The sequence below is a fragment of the Paenibacillus sp. AN1007 genome (assembly GCF_040702995.1).
Lineage (GTDB): Bacteria > Bacillota > Bacilli > Paenibacillales > Paenibacillaceae > Paenibacillus.
This window is the reverse complement of sequence record NZ_CP159992.1, coordinates 3,458,316-3,476,124: the sequence shown is the minus strand read 5'-3', so window position 1 is coordinate 3,476,124 and position 17,809 is coordinate 3,458,316. Positions and strand designations below refer to the sequence as shown.

Here is a 17,809-nt window from a genome sequence, read left to right as displayed (position 1 = left end):
TTATAAACAGAGGTTCCCTTGGATAGGGGCCTCTGTTTTTTGTTTAGCATACAAGAGTAGTCTCATTAACGAGCCCTGAGATTTCCCTTGTTGAAACCGTTCTCGCTCCATTCACGTAGAGTACTGGACAAAGAGACTGAGGAGGGGACAGGATGAGCAGAAAAGCAAAAACAGGGGTATGGGTGACGGTGCTGGCTGTTCTAGGCATCATTGTTGGATCATTTATCTGGTATTTTAATACGGCTTCCGGTGAGCGCGCACTTAAAACGATGAGATCGAATAATGCTGGCGGGTTGGAACGTGTAGTGAAGGTGTACAGCAATTCGGGTGAGCTGATTCAGACCTACGAGGGCAAGATTGATGTAGAGGATACAGAGTATGGCAACAAAGTATTGTTTGACTTAAACGGCAAACGTGTTGTGATCTATAATGCAACGATTGTGACGGAAGAGAAGTGAAGATGAGCATCCGAACTGCATACAGCAGCCAAGTTTGGAAGACATCCGTCTGCATGTATGGTAAAGTCTAGAAAAAAAGAAGAATGGGGTGATACAAATGCTGATGCTCGTTTTTCTCGCTATATTAGGTATGGTTGCTTTTTATAGCGTGATTGCTTATGTCTTGATTCGTATCATTTCAAAAAAAGCATTTAAAGTGACGTTAACCAAATTAGAGATTATGGAAATCATAACTTGGCTTACTTTGATATTTATCATCTTCCAAGGCATTCGATGGGGATCATCTTCTACGATCTTACCGTCTGTATTGCTGATCGCACCATTAATCAATATGCGCATTTCGAATCGAAAACAAAGAGAACGCATTAAACAAGAATCTATTTGAATGGTCGAGACAAGGAGGGTGCGCTTTGATTCTGGACAAAACAACCGATACGTCAGGGCTGACCCAAGCTGCTGAGCTAGTCGATGAGTTGCAGATTGTATTTGACAAAGCCGCTGAAAAGTATGCTTCATGTGATATTGAACTGTACTTTGTATTCCGCTGCCTGCCTGATGAATATGGACGTAAATCCACCGTCAGGCACGTAAAGGCGGAAGGGGTAATCTACTTCGATCTGACGGTCAGTGAAGACCGTTATAAGACATGGAGCGTAAGCAAACAGCGATATGCATTAAGCCATGCGTTTTATACATTTCTATGTGAAAAGATAAAGAAGTATGAGATTGATGGTCTGGATACCGATGGATTTATTGCTGATATGGGGATGTGGCTTAAAGAGATTGGGTGGCTGCAGACGGAAGAGCAAGCAGAGCTGGGAGGATTTGAAGAGAAGTATACGGATGTGAAATGAAATACAACACGAAAAGAGCTCTCTTTTGAGAGCTTCTTTTTAGAATAGATCAAAAGATATTTCTATAATCGAAAGACATTTTTCATTGTGTAGCCGGACTTATTCTAGGACTATTCATAAGTCTCATTCTTGCTACTTCAACAGCGCTCATTGAGTTTAAATGCATAAATCTACTATTTTCTTTGATAAACAATAAAATAGTTTTATACAATTACATAAAGAGTACATAAAGAGTTTAGGGGGAAATATGGATAGCTTGAGTGATGTATTTGGGGCTGGGATCGGTATATTATGTCTCTTGGCAATGTTTTTTTTAGCTTTTATGTTCCTTTATATGGCGGTTATGAATATTGTTGATAAGTTTAAACCGACTAGTAAATTAATGAGTTGTGAATCATGCGGAAAAACGATTTCAACAAGTGCTTATGTATGTCCGCACTGCGGGCAGCATTATGGTACTTCTAGTGCATTTGATTCTATTCTCGTTTGCCTTTTTTGCGGATTACTCTTTTTATTTCTAGGATTACACGTGGTAAGTTTAATGCTTGAAGAGTATGGATATAATTTGCTTGATATCATAAAAGGATGGTTTAATTGATTGGAACCTCCAACACGAATGCTTGATAAGACCAATTTGCACTCAATAACGAAATTCACCTTTGTTTTAGATCAAATAACCGAATGGAAGATATTTTTTTCAGCATTCCTACAACAAAAGTAGACCCTCTTTCGAGGGTCTACTTTTCATGGGAGAGGAGAAACCGGACGAAGAGCTTATGGGGAAACGTAAGTCTTCTCCGCGGTTGTCTACGACACTTGTGATGTCGATAATTATAGAATGGCCCAAGGGTTTCCTTTTTATACATATCCGTCAACAATTTTTTGTATAGGCAGAAGCAGTGTTTTTCAAACCGAACCGGAGTATGGTAGGATAGCTTTATCAATAATCTTACATAGAGAGAAAAGGTGACACATTCGTGAGAGTGGTATCTGGAAGTGCGAAGGGCAGGCCGCTGAAGGCTGTTCCCGGCACAGGTACGCGACCGACTACCGATAAGGTGAAGGAAGCGTTGTTTAGTATGATTGGCCCTTATTTCGAGGGCGGGGCAGCATTGGATCTGTTTGCAGGTAGTGGAGGTCTCGGCATCGAGGCGCTGAGCCGCGGCATGGACAAGGCTGTTTTTGTTGATCTGGAACCGAAAAGTATTGAAGTGATCCGCGCGAATCTGAAAGCAGCGAAGCTGGAGGATCGGGCGGCCGTATATCGTAACGATGCAGGTCGTGCGCTCAAAGCGCTGGCCAAGCGGAACACAACGTTTGATCTGGTGTTTCTTGATCCTCCTTATCGAATGAAAGATGGGCATGAGTTAATGTTAACGATGCACGAACTGGAACTGCTTGCACAGGGTGCAGTCATCGTGCTGGAATACGAATCGAAACACGAATACCCTGAGCGGTTCGGCCCATTTGAACAAACGCGCAAAGCCGTGTATGGGGAGACCGCTGTATCCATTTACGATTATGTACCTGGTGCAGAAGAGAATGAAGAAAACAGCATCACAGAAGGGGAGGCTCCTCATGACTGAAATGATTCAGCGGCAGGAACGCATTGCCGTATATCCAGGAAGCTTTGATCCTGTAACGATGGGGCATCTTGACATTATTGCGAGAGCGTCCAAGCAGTTTGACCGTGTTATCGTTGCTGTTTTGAATAATATGAGTAAAAATCCGCTGTTTACGGTAGAGGAACGCAAGGACCTCATCCTTACGGTAACCCGCCATCTGCCAAATGTAGAGGTGGACAGTTTCCGTGATCTGACTGCTAATTATGTGCGGCAAAAGGAAGCGCAGGTTATCGTCCGCGGCATCCGCTCCGTAACGGATTTTGAGTATGAGCTGCAGCTGGCTTCCACCAACAGCAAGCTGAATCCGGACGCGGAAACGATTTTTATGATGACGAATCCGAAGTACTCCTATCTCAGTTCCAGTATTGTCAAAGAGATTGCTAACTATGAAGGTGTTGTAACGGATCTGGTATCCCCTGAAGTCGAAGCCGCGCTCCGTCAGAAAATCAGCGAGAAAAAAGGCGGTTCATCCACAAAGTAAGACCTGACAGACTAATCATCACGCCAAGCAGCACAGCAAGACCGATAACTGCCACTGGAAATATAACCCAGGTAACATGAAGTGTATTTGCTGTGTCTGGTAGATGGAGAATTGGCCGCAATAGTAAAGGGGCTGTTGGAGCAGCAGTATCAGCCGCCCATGCAGCCCAAGCTTCGGTGCTGTAATGGCTGAATGGCTTCCACAGCAGCAGGGTAAGGCAAAAGGCTGTCAATCCATGTCCTAATCGTACGATCACAAAATACAGCATGGACTGCCCTTTCGGGAGGGCCGTTTTCAATATAGAGAAAACTTGCAAATGGGAGCAGACGCCTCCCCAGCCGAGAAGGGCTGCCAGAAGCGCCATCAATATGGCGGGAGCGAGCAGCGTCTTGCTGAGGTGATATGCACCCAAGTGAAGCTCCAGTATCGACGGCCAGAATCCGGTTGAGATCCCGGGTGTAAGGTAGAGGGAGAGCAGCCGGATAAATACAGCGAATACGATCATATATCCCCCGGTTAACATCAACGTCTGTACTGCTTGGGATACAGTGTCACCCAGCAGTTTGCCAAAGCTTCGTGCATCCCGATTATGGGCCTCTCTGGCCGCATGCAGCATACGGGACGCTAGACGAGCATTCGGAGATGACAGGATCGAAGAGGATGGATCATTCTCCATTTTCGAAGCTTGACTTTGGGTTTGTGAACGGACGATTTTGTTTGGTGATGTGATGTCAGACGAAAGGGATTGTTCTTTGCGTAGTGCTGGAAGCAGACGAATGGCAGCAGCGGCAGCAATCCAACCGCTGGTCCAGTGTATGATCAGCAGAAAATATCCGGCGGCTGGCTGATGAAGGAAAGCCGCTCCCACAACGAGCAGAATCATCATCGGATTGGCAAAATGAGCTGCAGCAGCAGCGATAACCGCCTGTCTGGTGGTTATTTGTTTATCCTGAATTAAGCGGGATACGGCGTCAGCGGCGGCTGGGAAACCTCCACACATGCCTACGGCGAGCGCAAATCCGGTATTGCCGGGTAATTTAAACAAGCGCCGCATTAAAGGTTCCAGCAGCACGCCGATGGCGTGGGTGAAACCAAACGCTGTCAGCATTTGGGATAACATCAGGAATGGCAGCAGGGCTGGGAAAACAATTTTCCACCAGATGTCCAGTCCTTGAATCGAGGCATCAAACGCTTCTTTTGGAGAGGCGACTACGGTAATCACGAGCAATAATGCACTGCTGCTCAGAAATATAGTTCGCAGCAGACCTGGACTTCGAACCTCGCTGGATACGGCCATGGTTTCACCTCCTATCATATAACGCCTGCACGGCATTTGAATCAAGTGGACGGCCGAATCACGTCCCATGACGGTTCGGCCTTGACCGGAAAGACAGTTGGGATGCAGCGGCCTATCCGGCCTGTACCATTGTATGCAGGGATGGCAGGGTGTTAGAATGGAAACCACATCAAACTCGAAACGAGTGTTGAATTAGTACAGGGCCTGGATAAGCTTGTAAGTGATACAAAGAACGGAGGCTCACGGGATGAGACAGTTCCGGAAATCAGGTGCTTTCAGAGCTTCGATCTATGTAATTGCAGTAGCTCTGATCGTCTATCTTACGGTGTATATGCCAACGCCGTATATTATATATACGCCTGGCAGCGCGGATGAAGTTAAACCAATGGTTACCGTGAAGGACGGTGACCAGGATGAGAAGGGCGTATTCATGATGACAACCGTGTCGGCGACATACGCCAATTTGTTTTTGCTGGGAACCTCGTGGTTTGACAAGAATGCGCAGGTGGATAAAAAGGAAGATCGGCTGCGCGGTAAAAGCGAGGCAGAATATTCGGCAGAACAAGTCTGGTTCATGAGTGACTCCCAGTCTTCCGCCATGGAGGCAGCGTATGAGAAAGCGGGAATAGCGTATTCCATCGTACCTGAGCATATCTTTGTGTTTGGACTCTCGGAAAATCCGAAGCCGGATGGAGATATTGAACCCGGAGATATTATTCTGGGTGTGAACGGTACAGCGACACCCGATAATTCCGTACTGGCTGATCAGCTCAAAGGGAAAAAGGCTGGAGATACGGTGGAGATGCAGCTGGAGCGAGGCGGTGAGACCATCAGCCGGGATGTGACGCTGGTTCAGGTTAAAGACAGCAAGACGGGTAAAACACGACCGGGTCTGGGCGTCATGATCGGTGCGGTACAGAAGGTGAAGCCGGAAGACCCGAACAAACAGATCACATTTTCAAGCACTCAGGTGGGTGGTCCCTCTGCCGGGCTAATGTTTACGCTGGAGATTTACAATCAGCTGACTCCGGGTGACTTGACCAAAGGACATCGCATTGCCGGGACCGGTACAATAACCAAAGAGGGCGTTGTGGGCCCGATTGGCGGGGTACAGCACAAAATTGTGGCTGCTAATCGTAAACAAGCTGAAATTTTCTTTGTACCCAAAGATAATTACAAGGAAGCTGCAGCTAAAGCAAAAGAAATCAAAACCCCAATGAAGCTTGTACCTGTAAGTACACTTGACGATGCATTGGCTTATCTCAATACCTTGTCTGTGAAGTCATAAGGCTGGATACAACAGGCAGAAGAGCGAGTCAGAGAGCAATGTTTAATAAATGTATGAAAATAATTGAATAGATAAATCCCTTGTTATGACAGCCCGATGCGCTGTGAACAAGGGATTTTTTTTGTGTGGCTGTTATGCAGTTAATATCGTATTTTGACATATTATAGCTGTTCATCATTCCCGATGAGAATCAGATTCTCACGGGCGAATCATAGTAGTCGCTGTACATAATGCGTGATATGCTGCGTGCATCATGCGGATCATGTGCGAGTGCATAGGCGGCTTGGGCCTGAATATCCAGTTCCAGTTGAGGGTGGTCAAACGTCGACGGCTTCAGCACAACGGGCAGAGAGGCCGTTTTTTTCATTTGTTTGAGCAGGCTCTGTCCTTTCGAAGTAAAGCCGAGGACACGCAGATATCCGGGACCTGGGGCCAATGCTTCAGCTGAACATTCGGTTTTGGTGTGGTTCAGCAGCAGATGGGCGAGCATGCGCTGCAGTTTGGTGCGTGTGTATCGCCGGGTTTTGAGCGCATTCAGTAGTGCTTCGATGGAAGGCTCCGGGAGCTGGGCGAGTGTGCGAATGAGCCGATGCTCCAGCCCTTCCGTAACTTCGGCGATGCGCTCCAGCTCGCCGGCACGGCGGGTAGCCGCAATGTGCAGCAGCGGCTGTGCAAAGCGCTCCCAGTGCATGGGAGCGCGCCCCTCCTGCCATTCGCGATGCAGAATGGCAAGGGTCGCCGCCGGCACGTATGGTGCCGCGGCAGCGGGCCCGTCCGCCAGAAGCAGGCGGCGGACGGCCGTGGCACTGGCGATCGCCCCCGGTCCGGGCGTCGCCTCGTGGTAGGCGGCACCGGTACGTGCCGCCGTCAAGGGCTGGATCGCGCTGCCCAGCCGCTGCAGCGCGATGAGGTAGTGCAGCCCAAGCGAATTGTTGGGCTGCTCCAGCAGTGCCGCGGCGTCGTCAGCATCGACGCCGCCGGGCGCCAGCGCTGCCGCCGCGCCTGCGTACGCGGCGGGGTAGCTGGCGCCCTCCCGCAGGCGGCGCGCGATATCCTCGCGCAGCCCTGCGGGCTCTACAGCCAGCACGCGCGCAATGCGCTGCAGGCTGTGGATGTCGCCGGACTCGCTGCCAAAGCAGAGCGAGTCCACGACCCCGGTGCGGTGCAGCAGCGATACCGCACCGAAGGCGAACCATTCTGCCGGTTGGACCGCATACGCGACCGGCAGCTCAAGCACGAGATCGGCGCCAGCATGGAGCGCCATCTCTGTGCGCGCCCTTTTACCGGCGATGGCGGGTTCGCCGCGCTGGAGAAAAGGGCCGCTCATTACAGCAACAACGGCGTCTGCTCCGCTAAGCCGCCGGGACTCATTCAGATGATGCACATGTCCGTTGTGCAGCGGATTATATTCTACAATTATGCCTACAGCTTTCATGCAGGTTTCCCCTTTCTTATTTTAAAGGCAGCAGCCTTTTTATTAGAAATATTCAGGTGCACACTTCGCTTTCGAAACTTCTGTCCATCTGTTTTTCTTGTATGTAAAGACATTTTTCAAAATGTAGGGCAGCACTTAGTCTATTCGACGTATTGTCCAATTCTCTTTCATCATAGAGGAGAGCTTGAATTAGAGCAAATGATGAAAAAAAGGTACAGACAGCATCTGCAGATGCTGTCTGTACCTTAAGTCAAAAGAATTATTCATGCGAAACTGAATCTCCCGAGGAATTGCGAAGCACATCCATCAGCACTCCTTGAAGGAACCAGCTGACATCCATGTCTGGTGGATTATACACAACGAATCATATGCAGTAAGTACATATCAACTGATGAGCCAAAGAGAGCGATCACATTCAATCGGATTCTTTACCATATGCACTTAAGCGGTTTTCCACACTTTTACATTATTTCGTACTCAAACATTCTCGGCAGCAGGAGACAGGCTTGCCTTTGGCCCGAAAAATTCATAATGAATGCGATCGGATGCGGCGCCAATGGACAGAAGTTCTGCATAGACTGACCGCATAAATGCTGCAGAGCCGCATAGATAATAGTTGGCATCCGGTTCTTGAATGACCTGACGAAGCCATGCCGCATCCATATATCCCTGTCTGTAAACAAACTCGTTTTGCAGGTCCGCATCACTCGGAGCTGTGTAACAAAAGTGAACCATCAGATGGGTGTGCTCTTGAGCCAGGCGGTTTACATGATCTCGAAAAGCATGGGCCTGCCCGTTCGGACTGGCATGCAAAAATGTAACCGGGCGCTGATCCCCAGACTCCGTCAATGCATTCAGCATGCTGATCATTGGCGTTAGGCCCACACCGCCGCTCACGAGAACAATTGGACGTTGATCTTCCATATCCAGCGTGAAATCACCCGCCGGAGCAGAAAGTTCGACTAGACTGCCTTCGGTTATGTGATCATGAAGATAATTAGAGATCACCCCGTCAGGACGATCGGGAGCACCCGATTCACGTTTGACGGATATGCGGTAATATGGTTTGCCCGGTGCATCGGATAGGGTATACTGACGAATCTGGGTGAATTGCTGTCCTGGAACCTGCATTCTGATACTGATATATTGTCCAGGTTGGTAAGAAGAAATGGATTTGCCATCTTCAGGCAGCAGATAAAATGAAGTGATGACTTCGCTTTCCTGCACTTTCTTTGCAACCTGGAACAATCGGAAGCCATCCCATCCGCCGGTTTGATTGGCGGCTTCGCTGTACATGTCCTGCTCAATGCCTATAAAAGCATCTGCAATTACCTGGTAGGCATCGCCCCATGCAGTCAAAATTTCTTCTGTTGCGGCATCACCAAGCACATCTTTGATAGCTTGAAGCAGATAAGTTCCAACAATTCTATACTGTTCAGGCACTATGCCCAGACTGCGGTGTTTATGAGCAACCTGACGAACGGCCGGCAAGATGGCCCCGAGGTTATCGATGTGCATGGCTGCGGTATAAACCATGTTTGCCAGTGCCGCCTGCTGTCGACCCTGTTTCTGATTAGCATGGTTAAAAATGTTCAGCAGCTCCGGGTGAGCTGTAAACATCGTTTGATAGAAATGGCGTGTAATGGCCTCACCATGAACTTCAAGTACAGGTACAGTGGATTTGATAACGTCAATCGTTTGTTGGCTTAACATATAAATTCCCTCCCGATCATAGTTATGATAGCGCCTGCAGGGTCTTGTGAAAATCATCCTCAAAATGCTTCTTTATGCTGGGGATTCTCTGCTATAAAGCAAGTATAGGCACGCGCTAATACGGCCTGTGTGACATAGATCACACCATTCGTTAACGATTGGTGACTGATGCAGATATGGGAAAAAGCATAGAATTCAGATAGGAGAGATGACTTGTAGTTATGCTGCAGCAGGTCTATAATAGATCAGATGTGACGGCTTCATCGGATTTTCTATTTTCCTGATAGGGTGTAAAGTTAAAAGTGTTGACAAACCTCTTGAAAAATCGGTATAATGATTTTTGTTTGTTAAGTCAATTTCATAATATCTTTTGCGTGTGACAGTCAGAGTACATACAGTCAGGAATGAACGCACATATTAGGATCGTCTTGAACTGTATACTGCCGCCATTCGTTAGACAACTATTTATGAAATTGGTTTCGTTTGGAGTGATGAACATGTTAATGCCATTTCGCAAAGTGGCAACCAGTGATCGCCCCCTGCGCTTTAACGAACAGTGGGATATCAAACATCTGGTTTCTAACCGACAAGATATCACAGCCGTTACCCCGCTGACTGCGGATTTAGCTGCAGAGATCAGAGAGGGAAACGTTGTGGATGTTCACGGCAAACTGACAGTAGGGGTGGACATGTTGTGCTCCCGTTGTCTCAAGCCGCTAAGTGAACATTTTCATATTGATTTTCATGAGCAATTCAAGCAGGGAAAACAGCCTGAGGAATTATCTGAGGATGACGATACGCTCTATGTGGATGAGGATAGCGTTGATCTGAAAGGTTATGCCGAGGAAGCTTTTCTGCTGGATCTTCCGTTCGTACCGCTCTGCAATGAGACATGTAAGGGACTCTGTCCCAAGTGTGGTCATGAGCTGAACGAAGGTGACTGCGGTTGTGATAACCAGGTTATTGATCCGCGGCTTGCAGGACTCAAGGATTTTTTTAAATGAGCATGATTGAAAATCGAACGTAACAACTACCTGCAAAGGTTGATTTTGATAAGGAGGTGGGAATAATGGCAGTACCTCAACGGAGAACGTCCAAGACGCGTCGCGACAAACGTCGCACTCACTTTAAATTGGCTGTACCGGGCATGGTGAAATGTGAACAATGCGGCGAATTGAAGCTTGCTCACCACGTGTGCAAAGTGTGCGGAACGTACAAAGCAAGAGAGATCATCTCTCAATAATAGCTGGACATTAAGCAGCACTTCATTTCGATGAGGTGCTGCTTTTTTGTGTGAACCCAAGTCGATAACATGCGAATGCTGGAGCTGTTAAGAGGAATAGGATCGCTAATCGGCACTTTGCTGAAGTGAGGTGTTTTTGTTAGTCCAGCCTTTCTTTTTGACACGGGATGAGATATACTATAGTTTAGTACCAGGTTCTAAGATTTGACGTTACATACAGATGAACATACACTTTTATGAGAAACGCCCTTGGGTGAACGGGGATTGCGCTATATAGAGAAGTAAGACTTGCAGGACTGAACTGACTGTAGGGGCAGTCCTGGAATGAACAGCGGGGGGTGTCAGGCATCGAGCGTTTACCGAAAAGACAGAGGCAGCAGCAGTTAACCAAAATGATAGATGAGAATCCGTTTGTGACCGATCAGGAGCTTACACGTCAATTAAAGGTAAGTATTCAGACAATCCGTCTTGACAGGCTGGAACTTGGAATACCAGAGCTTCGGGAACGGATGAAATTGATGGCAGAGCGCTCGTATGATCAGGTGCGCTCACTTCCCCTGCATGAAATTATCGGTGATATCGTAGATTTACAGCTGGACAAGAGCGGGATATCCTTATTTGAGATCAAAGAAGAACATGTTTTTTCAAGAACAGGTATTGCTCGTGGACACTACGTCTTCGCACAAGCCAATTCGCTGGCAGTCGCTGTCATTAATGATGAGATTGCACTAACGGCTTCTGCGGATATACGTTTTGTCCGTTCCGTGCGTCTCGGGGAGAAATGCATTGCGAAAGCTTATGTGAAATCAATTCCGGGCCAGAAGGGCAAAGCAAAAGTTGAAGTTTTCACTTATGTTGGTGAAGAAATGGTGTTCCAAGGCAATTTTGTAATCTATCATTCAGGTGGAGAAGACAGCAAAGAAGGAGGGCATTTGGAATGAGAATCGTCATTGATGCCATGGGAGGCGATCATGCCCCTGCGTCAACCGTAGAAGGGGCCGCTGCCGCTGCTGCGGAATGGGCGGACACACAAATCGTCCTGGTTGGCGACGAAGCCAAGCTTGAACCTCTTTTAAGTCAGTCTGGAGCAAAACCGGCCAACTTGAGCATTCGGCACGCTTCCGAAGTGATTGGTTCGGATGATGAGCCGGTAAAAGCGGTGCGTCGCAAAAAAGATTCCTCCATGGTTGTAGCTGGACGTATGGTCAAAGAGCAAGAAGCCGATGCCATGATTTCGGCAGGGAATACGGGAGCGTTAATGACGGCTGGATTGCTTGTTGTAGGCCGGATGGAAGGGATTGAACGTCCTGCGCTTGCGCCGATGATTCCCACAATGGATGATGTGGGCGTGCTTGCTCTTGACCTGGGTGCCAACATGGATGCTAAACCTGAACATTTGGCACAATACGCGCTGATGGGCAGTTTGTATCGACAAAAAGTGCAGGGCATTGCTTCTCCAAGAGTGGGATTGCTCAACGTGGGTACAGAGGCAGGCAAAGGGAATGAGCTGACCAAACATGCCTATCCACTTCTGGAACAGCTTCCGATTCGTTTTGTCGGGAATGTGGAGGCGCGTGATGTGCTTACTGGCGCCTGTGATGTGCTGGTATGTGACGGATTTGCCGGCAACATTTTGCTTAAATCACTGGAAGGCGCGGCAGGCGCTATTTTTGGTCTGCTCAAAGAGAAATTTACTTCATCCTTCAAAAATAAACTGGCCGCGGCTGTGCTGATGCCGGAATTACGAGGGTTAAAGAGCAAGCTTGATTATACAGAGCACGGTGGAGCCCCTCTGTTAGGTTTGAGTGGTTTGGTCGTTAAAAGTCATGGTTCGGCGGATGGCAATGCGATCAAAAACGCGGTGCGTCAGGCACGGATTGCAGTACAAAACCAGCTGGTGGACAGCATATCTAAGGAAATTCGCGGGAAGTGAGTGACGATATGAATAATTTACGCCCGGTAGGGATTATAGGTACAGGCAAATATGTGCCAGAGAAAATTTTGACAAACAGTGATCTGGAAAAAATGGTTGATACGAATGACGAGTGGATTGTCAGCCGTACAGGAATTAGGGAGCGGCACATTGCTGCACCGGATCAAGCCACTTCTGATTTGGCTTATGAGGCAGCGTTGAAAGCACTTGAATCTGCTGGCATGACAGGCAGCGATCTGGATCTGATCATTGTTGCAACGATTACACCGGACTCCTCTTTCCCTTCAACGGCCTGCATTTTGCAGGATAAGCTGGGAGCCAAGGGTGCTGCCGCATTTGATTTGTCCGCAGCTTGTTCCGGGTTTGTATACGGTCTTGCAACGGCAACCAGTTTCATTCAAAGCGGCATGTACAATAATGCGCTTGTTATTGGTGCAGATTGCTTGTCACGCATTACAGATTATACAGACCGCAATACCTGTGTCCTCTTTGGTGACGGAGCGGGTGCTGTCGTTGTTGGTGAAGTGCCGGAAGGTCGCGGTTTCAAAGCATTTGATCTTGGTGCAGAAGGTGCGGGAGGCAGTCTTCTGCATATCGAAGGTGGCGGTTCGCGCCTGCCGGCAAGTGCGGAGACGATTGAGAATAAAAAGCATTATATCTATATGAACGGTCGTGAAGTATTTAAGTTTGCCGTTCGTGTCATGGGTACAGCAACGATTGAAGTGCTTCGCAAAGCTGGCTTGGATCGTACCGATGTAGATTTGTTCGTTCCGCATCAGGCGAATGTACGAATTATTCAATCGGCAATGCAGCGGCTGGAGCTGCCTGAAGAGAAAGTTGTTGTCAATGTAGACAAATATGCGAATACGTCGGCAGCATCCATTCCACTTGCACTGGTCGAAGCTGCAGAAGAAGGTCGTATGAAAGCTGGAGACACAGTACTGATGGTTGGTTTTGGTGGCGGTTTGACATGGGGCGCATCCGTACTCGTATGGTAATCTAGACAGCTGGAGGATGAATGAAATGAGTAAAATCGCTTTTGTATTCCCTGGACAGGGATCACAGAAGGTAGGCATGGCCAAGGATGCATATGAGTCCGTGCCTGCAGCCGCGGAAATTTTTCGCACAGCAGATAAAGCTTTGGGTTTCTCGCTGAGCAGCCTGATCTTTGAAGGACCAGAGACCGAGTTGAAACAGACATCCAATACGCAGCCGGCTCTGCTTACAGCAAGTATCGCACTGCTGGAGGCATTCAAGGAAAAAGGGATCGAGGCAGACTACACTGCAGGGCACAGTCTGGGTGAGTACAGCGCACTGGTGGCTGCTGGAGTTCTCTCCTTTCATGATGCTGTGCAAATTGTTCGGGCACGTGGCCAATATATGGAAGAAGCTGTTCCAGGCGGTGAGGGAGCGATGGCTGCTGTGCTGGGTGCGGATCGGGAAGCGCTGGGGGTGCTTTGCCGTGAAGTGTCTGAGAGCGGTCATGTGGTTGAACTGGCTAACATGAATTGTCCGGGACAAATCGTTATTTCAGGTGTAAAGGAAGGCGTGGCTGCCGTTTCGGAACGTGTGAAGGAAGCGGGCGGCAAACGCGCTATAGCACTTGAGGTAAGTGGACCGTTCCACTCCTCTTTGATGAAAGGTGCTGCGGCGAAACTTGACGATAAGCTGAGCACGGTTACGTTCTCACCTGCAAAGATTCCTGTAGCAGCTAACGTGACTGCAAGAGCTGCTGAAGATGGGGAATTTCAGAATTTACTTACAACCCAGGTCTATTCTCCGGTTTTATGGGAAGACAGTGTGACATGGCTGATTGAGCAGGGTGTGGATATATTTATCGAGATTGGTCCAGGCAGTGTATTAACCGGTTTGATTAAAAAAACAGATAAAACCGTAAAATTATACAATGTAAACAGTCTCGAAACATTAGAAGCAGCTGCTGCTGATCTGAAAAAGCATTAAATCACATAAGTAGAACGATTTATTTACAATTTAACGGAGAGGACAGAAAAAACCGGAAAAGCGAAGTTAAAAGCTTTCTGAAAGAGAAAGCTGCATCCGAAGCATAACCTTCGCCCTTTATCACCGGATTTTTCCTTATAAGAGGAAATCGAAAAATCCGGGAATAACAGCGATTGAAAGGTTATTCTGTCACCTAAATGCTTGTTTAAATAACTTAAGTTCAACTTGTGTAGATTCAGGGAGAGGAGGAATGGTTATGTCTAAACCGTTGGAAGGTAAAAATGCATTGGTAACCGGAGCATCCCGTGGAATTGGCCGCAGCATTGCGCTTGCACTGGCTGAGGCGGGAGCAAACGTGGCCGTAAACTATGCGGGGAGCCAGGCTTCGGCAGAAGCAGTAGCGGAAGAGATTCGTGCAAAGGGTGTCCAGGCCATAACCATTCAGGCCAATGTAGGCCGGATGGATGAAGCGGAGCAGATGGTGAAAACGACGCTTGAAGCGTGGGGGAACGTTGATATTCTGGTGAACAATGCAGGAATTACCCGGGACAATCTGATCATGCGTATGAAAGAAGAAGAGTTCGATCAGGTGATCGAAACCAATCTCAAGGGGGTATTTAACTGTCTAAAAGCAGTAACCCGTCCGATGATGAAGCAGCGTTCAGGAAGAATTATCAACATCTCTTCTGTTGTAGGAGTACTGGGTAATCCTGGACAAGCGAACTACGTTGCAGCTAAGGCTGGTGTGATTGGTTTAACAAAGTCTTCTGCGCGTGAGCTTGCTTCTCGCGGGATCACCGTGAACTGTGTTGCGCCAGGTTTTATCGAAACCGATATGACCAAGGAATTGTCACAAGAACTGGTTGATGGTATGCTTAGCGGCATTCCGTTATCCCGTCTGGGACAGCCTGATGAAATTGCTGGTGTGGTCACATTCCTTGCATCAGAAGCTTCATCTTATATGACAGGTCAAACACTGCATGTCGATGGCGGCATGTATATGTAAATTTCCTGGACTTGAGTCAAAGTCGGGGAACAGGCGCTGGACGATCCGAAATGCCGGAAAAAGGCCGGATTCCCCGGCCGGGAGCCGCATATGTCTTCTATGGCATTTTGCCTGCGATTCTCGTATAATACCTAGGAGGAGGTGAACCGGATGTCCGATGTATTGGAGCGTGTAAAACGCATCGTCGTCGACCGCTTGGGCGCAGACGAAGCTGAAGTTACACTTGAAGCATCTTTCAAAGAAGATTTGGGTGCTGATTCTTTGGATGTAGTGGAATTGGTCATGGAATTGGAAGATGAATTCGATTTGGAAATCTCTGATGAAGATGCAGAAAAAATTACGACCGTAGGTGAAGTTGTAAACTACATACAATCTCATACCTAAAGTCAATTCAGTCCCGCTCCTGTTTTCGAACAGGCGGGACTTCTCATCATTCATTGGTTTTTCACATCCCGCAGACAGGGGTGCTGCGCTGATCTTTGGAACTGCGTCATGCATCCGGGTTTGCGGATATTCCCACAAAATAATTGCGTAATGCAGTCGATATAGAGGTGAGTCGGTTGAAACAAAGAGTCGTAATTACCGGAATGGGCGTAATGACATCGCTCGGAAAAGATTTAGAGACATTCTGGGGCAGTTTAATGGCAGGAAAGTCCGGAATTTCTCAGATTGAGGCATTTGATGTTAGTGAATACACGACACAGATTGCAGCCGAGATCAAAGATTTCAACCCGGAAGAGTACATGGATCGAAAAGATGCACGGAAGATGGACCGTTTTGTACAGTTTGCTGTGGCAGCCGGTTTCAAAGCCGTTGAAGATAGTGGTCTGAAAATTAACGAGAATATTGATGCAGAGCGTTTTGGCGTATCGATTGGTTCTGGTATTGGCGGATTGGGAACTTGGGAGGATCAGCACAATGCACTGCTGCAAAAAGGTCCTAAACGGGTCAGCCCATTCTTCATTCCGATGATGATTTCCAATATGGCATCTGGACAGATGTCGATTTCACTTGGTGCCAAAGGTCCGAACATTAACGTCGTTACCGCTTGTGCAACAGGAACACACTCCATTGGGGATTCGTTTAAACTCATTGCAAATGGTGATGCAGATGCGATGATCTGCGGTGGTGCTGAAGCAACCATCAGACCAACAGGGCTTGCAGGTTTCTGTGCGATGCGCGCGATGTCTACACGCAATGATGACCCTACGAAAGCAAGCCGTCCTTTTGATACAGGTCGTGACGGATTTGTTATGGGTGAAGGTGCCGGAATTCTGATTCTGGAATCTCTGGAGCATGCTCAGGCTCGCGGCGCACGAATCTACGGTGAAGTCATCGGTTATGGTCTGACAGGTGATGCTCACCATATGACAGAACCAGATCCAGATGGAGCAGCACGGTGCATGACAATGGCACTTCGTAATGCTGGCATCCAGCCTGAAGAAGTGGATTACATCAATGCGCACGGGACTTCGACACCGGTAGGTGACCGTTCCGAAACGCTGGCCATCAAAAAGGCGTTTGGCGATCATGCGTACAAGCTTGCCGTCAGCTCAACGAAATCCATGACAGGCCATATGCTTGGTGCTGCAGGTGGGGTGGAGGCTGTGATCTGCAGTTTGTCTCTGACAAATCAGACACTAGCTCCGACAATCAACCTGGAAGATCAGGACCCGGAATGTGATCTGGACTACGTGCCTAACGTTCCACGTCAAACCAAAGTCAATATAGCCATGTCCAATTCGTTTGGATTCGGGGGTCACAACGCCACCATTATTCTCAAAAAATTTGAAGCATAAGGGGCTAGTTCGTTTGAGTGAAGATCTGAAGCAATTACAACAAAAACTTCAAATCAAATTTGACAACAGGCAGCTTCTAAAACAAGCGTTTACCCATGCTTCTTATGTAAACGAACACCGGTTCAGTCAGCATCAGGATAACGAACGTTTGGAGTTTCTGGGCGACGCTGTGCTGGAGCTGACTGTATCGGAGTACTTGTATCATTTGTATCCTAACCGTCCGGAGGGCGAGCTGACAAAGATGCGGGCATCCATTGTTTGTGAACCTTCCCTCGTCAAATTTGCTGAAGCACTTAATTTTGGACAGTATGTACTTCTTGGAAAAGGTGAGGAATTAACTGGAGGACGTACACGTCCAGCTCTTCTGGCGGATGTGTTCGAGTCATTCATTGGTGCTTTATATCTTGATCAGGGTCTTGAGCCTGTGCGGGCATTTCTGAAACAGCATGTGTTTCCGTTAATTGTTGTTGGCAGCAAGCTGCAAATGAGTGATTACAAAACAGAGCTGCAGGAACTCACACAGCATCACAATATGGGGGCTCTGGAATACCGAATCGTAGAAGAGCGGGGACCAGCCCATGAACGTGAGTTTGTCTCAGAGGTCCATATGGGTCAAGAACGGCTTGGCCGTGGTACAGGACGTTCCAAAAAAGAGGCGGAACAACAAGCGGCATCTGCGGCGCTTGAACGTTTGAAGCTTCCGGAAGCCTGATCG

Annotated in this window: 20 protein-coding genes; 17 read left to right on the top strand and 3 right to left on the bottom strand. The window is 48.0% G+C overall.

The window, feature by feature from the left end:
* Positions 1-152: 152 nt before the first annotated feature.
* The 6 genes from ABXS70_RS15405 (at position 153) to coaD (ending at position 3,418) form a co-directional block, all read left to right on the top strand.
* Positions 153-458 carry a hypothetical protein gene (locus ABXS70_RS15405; RefSeq protein WP_342555418.1) on the top strand — a complete coding sequence of 102 codons (306 nt, stop codon included), beginning with the start codon at positions 153-155 and terminating at the stop codon, positions 456-458.
* A 97-nt stretch (positions 459-555) separates the two neighbouring features.
* On the top strand, positions 556-843 hold the full coding sequence (locus tag ABXS70_RS15400) for a hypothetical protein (protein WP_366288943.1): 288 nt from the start codon (positions 556-558) through the stop codon (positions 841-843).
* Positions 844-868: 25 nt separating this feature from the next.
* Positions 869-1,312 carry a hypothetical protein gene (locus ABXS70_RS15395; protein ID WP_342555420.1) on the top strand — a complete coding sequence of 148 codons (444 nt, stop codon included), beginning with the start codon at positions 869-871 and terminating at the stop codon, positions 1,310-1,312.
* A gap of 247 nt (positions 1,313-1,559) precedes the next feature.
* Positions 1,560-1,910, top strand: coding sequence for a hypothetical protein (locus ABXS70_RS15390; RefSeq protein WP_342555421.1), 351 nt, complete (start codon positions 1,560-1,562; stop codon positions 1,908-1,910).
* Positions 1,911-2,289: 379 nt separating this feature from the next.
* Positions 2,290-2,898, top strand: a complete 609-nt coding sequence (gene rsmD, locus ABXS70_RS15385) for a 16S rRNA (guanine(966)-N(2))-methyltransferase RsmD (protein ID WP_342555422.1) — start codon at positions 2,290-2,292, stop codon at positions 2,896-2,898.
* A gap of 1 nt (position 2,899) precedes the next feature.
* Positions 2,900-3,418, top strand: a complete 519-nt coding sequence (coaD, locus tag ABXS70_RS15380) for a pantetheine-phosphate adenylyltransferase (RefSeq protein WP_342556298.1) — start codon at positions 2,900-2,902, stop codon at positions 3,416-3,418.
* Here coaD and ABXS70_RS15375 read toward each other — a convergent pair.
* Positions 3,384-4,715, bottom strand: coding sequence for a nucleoside recognition domain-containing protein (locus tag ABXS70_RS15375; protein ID WP_366288938.1), 1,332 nt, complete (start codon positions 4,713-4,715; stop codon positions 3,384-3,386). The genes coaD and ABXS70_RS15375 overlap by 35 nt on opposite strands.
* A 247-nt stretch (positions 4,716-4,962) precedes the next feature.
* On the opposite strand from ABXS70_RS15375, the gene ABXS70_RS15370 reads away from it, so the two are divergent.
* Positions 4,963-6,003: a SepM family pheromone-processing serine protease gene (locus ABXS70_RS15370; RefSeq protein ID WP_366288935.1), complete on the top strand. Its 1,041-nt coding sequence runs from the start codon at positions 4,963-4,965 to the stop codon at positions 6,001-6,003.
* A gap of 190 nt (positions 6,004-6,193) precedes the next feature.
* On the opposite strand, the gene ABXS70_RS15365 is transcribed toward ABXS70_RS15370, so the two are convergent.
* Positions 6,194-7,438, bottom strand: coding sequence for a nucleotidyltransferase (locus ABXS70_RS15365; RefSeq protein WP_366288932.1), 1,245 nt, complete (start codon positions 7,436-7,438; stop codon positions 6,194-6,196).
* A gap of 477 nt (positions 7,439-7,915) precedes the next feature.
* Positions 7,916-9,151 (bottom strand): NO-inducible flavohemoprotein, encoded by a 1,236-nt coding sequence (gene hmpA, locus ABXS70_RS15360; RefSeq protein WP_366288929.1) that lies wholly within the window; start codon positions 9,149-9,151, stop codon positions 7,916-7,918.
* A gap of 497 nt (positions 9,152-9,648) precedes the next feature.
* Here hmpA and ABXS70_RS15355 point away from each other — a divergent pair, with 497 nt between their 5' ends.
* The 10 genes from ABXS70_RS15355 (at position 9,649) to rnc (ending at position 17,806) form a co-directional block, all read left to right on the top strand.
* The gene (locus tag ABXS70_RS15355; protein WP_342555427.1) at positions 9,649-10,155 is read left to right on the top strand and encodes a DUF177 domain-containing protein; all 507 of its coding nucleotides are present in this window, start codon (positions 9,649-9,651) and stop codon (positions 10,153-10,155) included.
* 65 nt (positions 10,156-10,220) lie between these two features.
* Complete coding sequence (gene rpmF, locus ABXS70_RS15350) at positions 10,221-10,394, top strand: 50S ribosomal protein L32 (RefSeq protein WP_090923906.1); 174 nt, start codon at positions 10,221-10,223, stop codon at positions 10,392-10,394.
* Positions 10,395-10,786: 392 nt separating this feature from the next.
* Positions 10,787-11,335 (top strand): transcription factor FapR, encoded by a 549-nt coding sequence (gene fapR, locus ABXS70_RS15345; protein ID WP_240036837.1) that lies wholly within the window; start codon positions 10,787-10,789, stop codon positions 11,333-11,335.
* A complete protein-coding gene (gene plsX / locus ABXS70_RS15340) occupies positions 11,332-12,327 on the top strand; it encodes a phosphate acyltransferase PlsX (protein WP_342555428.1) in 996 nt (331 codons plus the stop codon). Before fapR ends, plsX begins: the two co-directional genes overlap by 4 nt.
* Positions 12,328-12,335: 8 nt before the next feature.
* Positions 12,336-13,325 carry a beta-ketoacyl-ACP synthase III gene (locus tag ABXS70_RS15335; RefSeq protein ID WP_342555429.1) on the top strand — a complete coding sequence of 330 codons (990 nt, stop codon included), beginning with the start codon at positions 12,336-12,338 and terminating at the stop codon, positions 13,323-13,325.
* Positions 13,326-13,350: 25 nt separating this feature from the next.
* Positions 13,351-14,289, top strand: a complete 939-nt coding sequence (gene fabD / locus ABXS70_RS15330; protein ID WP_342555430.1) for an ACP S-malonyltransferase — start codon at positions 13,351-13,353, stop codon at positions 14,287-14,289.
* A 256-nt stretch (positions 14,290-14,545) separates the two neighbouring features.
* Positions 14,546-15,295 (top strand): 3-oxoacyl-[acyl-carrier-protein] reductase, encoded by a 750-nt coding sequence (gene fabG / locus ABXS70_RS15325; RefSeq protein ID WP_342555431.1) that lies wholly within the window; start codon positions 14,546-14,548, stop codon positions 15,293-15,295.
* Between the two features lie 150 nt (positions 15,296-15,445).
* Positions 15,446-15,679, top strand: coding sequence for an acyl carrier protein (acpP, locus tag ABXS70_RS15320; protein ID WP_024630176.1), 234 nt, complete (start codon positions 15,446-15,448; stop codon positions 15,677-15,679).
* Between the two features lie 176 nt (positions 15,680-15,855).
* Positions 15,856-17,094, top strand: coding sequence for a beta-ketoacyl-ACP synthase II (fabF, locus tag ABXS70_RS15315; RefSeq protein WP_342555432.1), 1,239 nt, complete (start codon positions 15,856-15,858; stop codon positions 17,092-17,094).
* Positions 17,095-17,107: 13 nt separating this feature from the next.
* Complete coding sequence (gene rnc, locus ABXS70_RS15310) at positions 17,108-17,806, top strand: ribonuclease III (RefSeq protein ID WP_342555433.1); 699 nt, start codon at positions 17,108-17,110, stop codon at positions 17,804-17,806.
* The last annotated feature ends 3 nt before the right edge of the window (positions 17,807-17,809 follow it).